Here is a 7,556-nt window from a genome sequence, read left to right on the forward strand (position 1 = left end):
ATCCGCGACCAGTCGGTAGCCGACGCGATCGTGCTGATGCGGGCCTACCTGCGCTGGGGCGAAGCCTGCCCGGAGCATCTGCAAGGCGATTTCGCCTTCGCCATCTGGGATGACGAGCGGCAATCGCTGTTTTGCGCGCGCGATCATTTTGGCGTCAAGCCGTTCTACTACCACGCGGCGGACCGGCGTTTTGCCTTTGCGTCGGAGATCGGTCCGATCCTGGGCGTCGAGGGTATCCGCGCACGTGTCAGCGAGCGCCAGATCTCCGGCTTCCTGGCCGGGCTTCCCGACGACCCGCAGTCGACCCCCTACAGCGATATATTCAGCCTGCCGGCCCGCCACAGCCTAACCGTCACCGCGCAACAAGTGATGCTGCGCCGATACTGGCAGATCGAGCCGTCGGCGCGGCCCTTGCGGTCGGATGCATCGGAGGAATTCGCCCATCTGTTCTCGCAATCGGTGCGCAACCGCATGCGAGGGACCTCGGCGGTCGGGGCAATGCTGAGCGGCGGCCTCGATTCCTCGTCTATCGCCTGTGTCGCCGGCCTGCAGAATGCCGCCGCGCGCAAGCCGAGGCTGCCAACCTTCTCGCTGATTTTCGAGAAGGGCTCGCCGATGGACGAGCGGCCCTTCATCGATGCCGTTCTCGACCAGCAGAAGGTCGACGCGACGCTGATCCCGGTTGGCAACTATGCCCCATTTGCCGAATTCGAGCGCGTGCTGGAAGAACAGGAAGGAACGTTCCTGGCGCCGGGCCTGACGCTCACCCGCGGCATCTACCGGACTGCCGGCGCCAAGGGCATCAAGGTGCTGCTGGACGGCCATGGTGGCGACGAGGTCGTTTCACAAGGCCACGGCCACCTGCACGAGCTTGCGAATGGCGGCCGATGGATGGATCTGTGGCGCGAGGTCCGCAGCGCCTCCAACACCTATGGCGACAGCACGCTTGGCCTTTATCTCCAGTTCCTGACCCTCTACGGGCCGGCCTGGCGCATCGCCAGGCTGAGGCATATGGCCAACCGTGCCCTGAACAAGATCCGCAAGCCCGCGCAAGTGTCGCGCGCACGAAGCTGGCGCGACCTGATCAATCCGGACCTGGCCAAGCGCACCGAGCTTGTCGACCGGTTTCACCGGGCCGGCTACATGCCGCCCGGCGTCCAGGCCAGCGATGCCTTGAGCCATCGCTGGATCCTGTCGAACGGCTATGTCCCGCATGCTTTCGAGGTTCTCGACAAGGCCGCCGCCAATTTCGGGGTCGAGCCGCGCTACCCCTTCTGGGACAAGCCGCTGGTCGAGTTCTGCCTGGCGCTGCCGGGCGAGGAGAAGCTGAGCCACGGTTTTGGCCGCTATGTGCTGCGCCGCGCCATGCAAGGCGTATTGCCGGAGGCGGTGCAGTGGCGGCGCGACAAGATCGACTTCACTGCCAATCTCCTCAATGGCATGCTGCGCAACCATCGCGACCTCCTGGAACAGCTGCTGGTCTCGGATGCGAACCGCATCGCGCCTTACGTCAATCTGCCTCAAGTGAGTGCTGCCTATGCGCGGCTGCTGCGCCAGCCCGATCAGGCAGCCCCCCTGGATGTCCAGTATGTCTGGCGCTCGGCCTCGCTGTCGCTCTGGCTGCGGCAGCTCAAGCATGGCGGGAGCCCCGCATGATGCCGCGCAACGAGCCGCTCGCTCTATGCAATGATGATGCCTTTTCGCATGGCCGGGCCAAGCGAGAACGCCGCTTCTACCGGGCCTACGGCCTGACCATCGCGTCGGAGGTGACGTTGCCCGAACTGCAGCCGGCGACGCCGGGGGCGGCGGATGTCGTGATTGCCGTCGGCGCGATCGACCTGCCAAAGCCCTCGCCCGAAGCCGCGACCGACTTTCGCTTCGAGCCGGACCGGCAATATCTGGCGTGGCATGCCGTGGGCGCGTTCCTGATCACCGATTCCAGCCGTATCGACATCGAACCGGCGCCCGGCGTCGACGACGCGCTGCTCGCGTTTCCGCTGCTTGGTCCGGTCATGGCGCTGCTCTTGCACCGGCGCGGCCTGCTTGTCCTGCATGCCAGTGCCATCGCCGCCGCCGGCACGAGCGCCATCTTCATGGGTGACAAGGGAGCCGGCAAGTCGACGACCGCAAGTGCGATGATCCGGGCCGGGCATCGACTGCTTACCGATGACGTGGTGGCGCTGGACCTCGCCAATCCGAGTGAGCCAATGACCGTTCCGGGCTTTCCGCAGATCAAGCTGGCGGCCGACGCCGCGGCGGCGATCTCGCTTGGGGAAGCGGAAGTGCGGCCGCAAGTGCATGCGGCGATCGACAAGATGCAGCATCGCCTGAACGGTGGCTTTTCGGGCGACGAGGTGCCGGCGACCAGGATCTATATCCTCGAGCGCGGCGAAAGGGCTGACATCACGCCCTTGCCCGCCATTGCCGCCCTGCCGGCCATCATCAAATTCTCCTATGTGACGCGCTTCGGCCGCGCGGCCCTGCCCGGCGACTTCGCGACGGCGCATCTTCGGCAATGTTCATGGATTGCCAACCATATCGGCGTGTACCGGCTGGAAGTCCCGACGGGCCTGGACAGGATCGGCGAAGCCGTGGAACTGATCGAAAAGGATCTGTCGGCTGGCAGCCGGCGGTTGTGAGCGCAACCATGTCGAAGCCCCCAATCCTTCGCCTGTCGCTGTTTCGAGAAATTGCCGCCTTCGGCGCCACCATTGCCCGGATCGGCGGCCGGCGAACGTGGACGGCGCTGTTCTTCCTCATCCTCGGCAGCCTGACCGAGGGCATTTCGATCCTGCTGCTCGTCCCGCTGCTGCATCTGGTCGGACGTGCCGACCAGGATTTCGCTGTTCGGCTGCCCAACGATGATTTCGTGCGCTGGCTGGTGCCTGATGGCACGCTGCAACTGACGACCGTGCTTTGCGCGCTGGTCGGGCTTGTTGCGGCGCAGGCGGCGTTCAATCGCTTCAAGTCGGTCTACATGGCCAAATTGCTGTTCGATTTCATCAATCGCGTTCGCATGAACCTGTTCGAAAGCATCGGCAAGGCGCGCTGGGGCGTTTTTACACGCATGCGCAGTTCCGATCTCGATCATGCCCTGACCGGCGACATCGACCGCGTCCAGGGCGCGGCTTTCTCACTGCTGATGCTGGTGCAAATCGCCGTTCTTCTGGCCGGCTATCTCCTGGTTTCCGTGTTTATCTCGCCGGTCATGACGCTGTTTGCCGTGGTCGTCGGCATCCTGATGTTCGTGGCGCTGCGGCCCTTCCGGGCACGGGCCACTGCCTTCGGCCGTGTGCTGACCGCCAATCGCCAGGACCAGTACCGGACGGTCTCGGAATTTCTCGGCGGCATCAAGGTGGCCAAGAGCCTGAACGTCGAGGACAGCTATTTCGCGCAGCTGCGGTCGACGCTTGAGAGGATGAAGGCCGACAACATCGACTATGTGCGCAACAGCACCATCGGCACTGCTGTATTCCAGGTGGCGAGCGTCGTGGGCCTGAGCCTGTTCATCTATGTGGCTTTGGTCCGCTTCAATCTGTCGCTGGCCGAGATCGTCGTCCTGCTCCTGGTCTTCATGCGTATCGCGCCGCGCTTCATGGACATGCAGACGCAGGCCCAGCAAGTGCTGATCAACCTGCCCGCCTTTACGGCAATGCGCAGCCTGCAGGCACGTTTCGACGCCGAACGCGAGCCCGGCCATACCGAGTTCGCCGACGCCGGGACACTCTCCCTCAATAAGGGATTGAATATTCGCGGCGTGTCCTTCGCCTACGGAGATGCTGTCGACAAGGCGGTGGTGAGCGGCATCACCTTCGGCCTGCCGGCCGGCAAGGTCACCGCCCTGATCGGCCCGTCCGGATCGGGCAAGAGCACGATCGCCGACATGCTGCTTGGCCTGCTGGAGCCCACCACCGGCAAGATGCTTGTCGATGGCGTCGAGATCGATGCCAGCAATCGCCGTCGCTGGCGCGACCAGGTGGCCTATGTGCCGCAGGACGTGTTCCTCCTGCACGACACGATCGCGGCGAACCTGCGCCTCGCCGCGCCACGGGCCAGCGATGGCGATCTGTGGGCCGCGCTGCGTCAGGCGCACGCCGGCGAGTTTGTCGAACGGCTCGACCTCAGGCTCGAGACGGTGGTCGGCGATCGCGGCGTGCGGCTCTCGGGCGGCGAACGCCAGCGCATCGCGCTCGCGCGCGCGCTGCTGCACAAGCCGTCGCTGCTCATTCTCGACGAGGCGACCAGCGCGCTCGACTGGCAGAACCAGTCGCTGATCGCCAGGTCGATCGATGGATTACGCGGTACGATGACGATCCTGACCATCGCGCACCGGCCGTCGATGATCGCCTTCGCCGACTGGGTGGTGGCGATGGAAAACGGCCGTATCGTCGAGGTCGGCCAATATCAGCGGCTGAAGGAAAAAACCGGCAGCCGGTTGTCGAGGATGCTGTTGGGGGAACAGTCGGAGAGCGAACCCGCTGATGTGGCGTGAGCCGGCGACCAAGACGCGTCGCGCCGAGACGGATTCACGCGGCGCTTTGGTCCCTTTGTCTCGAAGGATGTCGTTGCCGCCAAACCGGCCACGTTTGAGCAGTCTGCATCAATGCAGGCCGCGCCTGGCACCGCCCAGCTTCTCGCTTTCGGCGACCTCGGGTGCGTTCAGTTTGCGCTCGGCGTCACGAGCTATGTCGGCAGGCGTCGGCGCGCTCCTGGCGATCATGGTGTAGATGAGCACGAAATAGCCAGCCTGAATGGTCACGGCGCAGATGATGACACGCACCAATATCGTGCCTATCGACGCACCGCCCAGCCAGGACCAGCCGACGACGATCGCCAGAGCGAAAATCATCCCGAGGATGAATTTTGGAAGTGCCATACCCAACAGCCCATAAACCGGCTCGGGTATTATCGCGATTGCCCCACCCGAGCGCCGTCCCTTGTCATGTGGGCTTGTTAAGGTCGCCCACTCTCGACCGGTTGCTTCCGGCCTTTTCCACCTGTCGTCACCGTGACAGGTATAATTTGCAATTCTATTAAGGCGAGCAATAGGCGGCAAGGGCAACTTCGGTTATTTTTGATCGAGCTTTTGCGATCGACTCTGCCATGTTGCAATGCACGCAACGGGAGCTAGGCCGATATCCTCTCGTCGATATTTTTCAGTAAAATGGCCAATATTAAGTAGTATTTTATATGGTTTTGACCAAGCATCACGGCATGATGAAGCACTAGTTTGTACCTCGCCTTGGCAAATAGGTAGGTCCGCCTAAAAACCGCCCCACAAAGGCCTCTATTTTTTCGGCTGTGCCCATTTATTGTCACAAATGTGCTAAATATGCCGAAATTTGTGCATGGCAAGCTTATTATTTAGTCATTTCATGACGTGACTATTTCAACGGGGTGGTAAATTGTGTGTTGCGCTGCAACATTTTTTTGGTATCGTGTGGTGAACCATTCGTTCAACGCATGGAGTTTACGGCATGAGGGACGTTGCCAAGTCAGCCACCGCGAGCTTTTCGCAGGCTGACATCGATTTTCCGCCGCCGATCGGCGGCCTGCTCAAACGCAGCTTCGATATCACCGGTTCACTGATTGGCTTGATCGCCCTCAGCCCGCTATTTGTCATGATAGCGCTGCTCGTCAAGTTTTCCGACGGTGGCTCGATTTTCTACGGCCACAGGCGAATCGGGCGGGGCGGACGGATTTTTCCGTGCCTGAAGTTCCGCACCATGGTTCCGGACGGCGACAAGGTGCTGGCAGCCTATCTCGCCACCAACCCGGACGCCAACGCGGAATGGATCGCGACCCGCAAGCTGAAGAACGACCCGCGCGTCACCCGCGTTGGAGCAGTGCTGAGGAAACTCAGCCTCGATGAGTTGCCGCAGATCATCAACATCCTGCAGGGCGATATGAGCCTTGTCGGTCCGCGTCCGGTTGTGCGCGACGAACTAGAGATCTATGGCACATCCGCCGTCTACTATCTGAAATCGCGTCCGGGCCTGACCGGCCTGTGGCAGGTCAGCGGCCGCAACGATGTGTCCTATGACAGCCGCGTCGCCTTCGACCGTCACTATGTTGAGAACTGGTCGCTGTTCGAGGACGTTCGCATCATCATCAAGACCGTCCCGGCCGTCTGGATGTCGCGCGGTTCTTACTGACCGGCCGGTGGCCAATGCCAGACATTGGCGTCGGCCATTCGACGCAAGCTCATCGGGCGATGGGGCTATAGCGGATCGGAACGTTGAGTTGAAAACAGATTTGTTCGAAGCCTTTCGCGGCGGCCCGGTTTCCGGCCGCCTGCGGCGGGCGCGTTTGCTGGCCACATGCCTTGCCATGGCCCTCGTCGTCCCGGACATGGCCGCCGCCGGCGACTATCGCCTCGGCTCGCAGGACAAGCTCACCATCCGCGTCGCCGAATGGCAGACCGTGGAAGGCACATTCCGTGACTGGTCGGCGGTGAATGGCGAGTACACGGTCGGTCCATCCGGCACGCTGTCGGTGCCGTTCGCCGGCGAACTGCCGGCCTCCGGCAAGACCACGTCCGAAATCGCAACGGCGATCGGCGAGGCTTTGCAGAAAAAACTCGCTTTGTCAGACAGACCGGAAGCCTCGGTCGAGATGGCGCAGTTCCGGCCATTCTACATTTCGGGCGAAGTCCAGAACCCCGGCCAGTTTCCATATGTGCCTGACCTGACAGTGTTGAAGGCCATCAGCGTCGCCGGAGGCATCCGGCGAAACGCCGACTACGGACCTCAACTCGGCAAGGACTTGGTTACCGCCAAGGGCAATTTCGATGTCTCCGACGACCAGCGCATTCGGCTGATCGTCAGGCGCGCCCGCATCGACGCGGATATGGCCGGCAAGGCCAGTTTCGACGTGCCTAAGGAGGTCGAGGGCGATCCGAGACTGCCAGCCATCGTCGCGGACGAAATGACTATCCTGACAGCGGACCAAAAGGCGCTGAAGCTGAAGCTTGAAGCGCTCGACGATCTCAAAGGGGTTTTGGAATCCGAGATCGAATCGCTGCAGAAGAAGATCGTCAACCAGCAGCAGCAGGTCGACTTGGCGCAGCAGCAGCTCGCCAGCATCGGCCCGCTAGCGCAGAAAGGCCTGATCGCCAACGCCCGACTGCTGGATTCGCGCCAGTCGGTTGCCGACCTGCAGGGCAAGATCCTGGACTACGAAACCGCCATCCTCACCGCCAAGCAGTCGATCAGCAAGGCGAAGCAGGACGCCATCGATGCCCAGAACACCTTGAGTTCAAACCTCGCTACCGCCCGGCAGCAGACCGAAGCCGACCTGAACGAAGCCGCGCTGAAGGCGAATATGCAGAAAGGCCTGATAGCCCAGGCTACCGATCCCGCGACTGTGGCCGCCATGACAAATGATCAGCAGCCCGCCCTGCTTTATTCACTGGTGCGCAATGTCGACGGCAAGACCAGCGAAATCGCCGCCAAGGAAGACACACTCGTGCTGCCTGGCGATGTGATCAAGGTCAAGCTGGCGCCGCTGGCCAGCCAGTAGCCCACAGCCCGATACCATCCAGCATCTCAATCCGT

The 7,556-nt window shown here is 62.2% G+C and carries 6 protein-coding genes; 5 read left to right on the top strand and 1 reads right to left on the bottom strand.

The annotated features are described in order from the left end of the window. From EN879_RS16975 to EN879_RS16985, 3 genes are all read left to right on the top strand, one after another. Positions 1 to 1,656, top strand: a 1,656-nt coding sequence (locus tag EN879_RS16975) for a lasso peptide isopeptide bond-forming cyclase (protein ID WP_127274143.1), incomplete at its 5' end; no start/stop codon positions are given. Continuing rightward, positions 1,653 to 2,639 carry a serine kinase gene (locus EN879_RS16980; protein WP_063169880.1) on the top strand — a complete coding sequence of 329 codons (987 nt, stop codon included), beginning with the start codon at positions 1,653 to 1,655 and terminating at the stop codon, positions 2,637 to 2,639. The genes EN879_RS16975 and EN879_RS16980, both read left to right, overlap by 4 nt. 8 nt (positions 2,640 to 2,647) lie before the next feature. Beyond that, on the top strand, positions 2,648 to 4,492 hold the full coding sequence (locus EN879_RS16985; RefSeq protein ID WP_127274144.1) for an ABC transporter ATP-binding protein: 1,845 nt from the start codon (positions 2,648 to 2,650) through the stop codon (positions 4,490 to 4,492). Between the two features lie 108 nt (positions 4,493 to 4,600). Here EN879_RS16985 and EN879_RS16990 read toward each other — a convergent pair whose 3' ends face one another. Beyond that, positions 4,601 to 4,876, bottom strand: coding sequence for an exopolysaccharide production repressor ExoX protein (locus tag EN879_RS16990; protein WP_013528119.1), 276 nt, complete (start codon positions 4,874 to 4,876; stop codon positions 4,601 to 4,603). Positions 4,877 to 5,477: 601 nt separating this feature from the next. On the opposite strand from EN879_RS16990, the gene EN879_RS16995 reads away from it, so the two are divergent. Beyond that, complete coding sequence (locus tag EN879_RS16995) at positions 5,478 to 6,155, top strand: sugar transferase (RefSeq protein ID WP_013528120.1); 678 nt, start codon at positions 5,478 to 5,480, stop codon at positions 6,153 to 6,155. Between the two features lie 100 nt (positions 6,156 to 6,255). After that, complete coding sequence (locus EN879_RS17000; RefSeq protein ID WP_063169878.1) at positions 6,256 to 7,521, top strand: polysaccharide biosynthesis/export family protein; 1,266 nt, start codon at positions 6,256 to 6,258, stop codon at positions 7,519 to 7,521. Positions 7,522 to 7,556: the final 35 nt, after the last annotated feature.

The organism is Mesorhizobium sp. M7A.F.Ca.AU.002.02.1.1 (genome assembly GCF_003998535.1).
Taxonomy (GTDB): domain Bacteria; phylum Pseudomonadota; class Alphaproteobacteria; order Rhizobiales; family Rhizobiaceae; genus Mesorhizobium; species Mesorhizobium ciceri.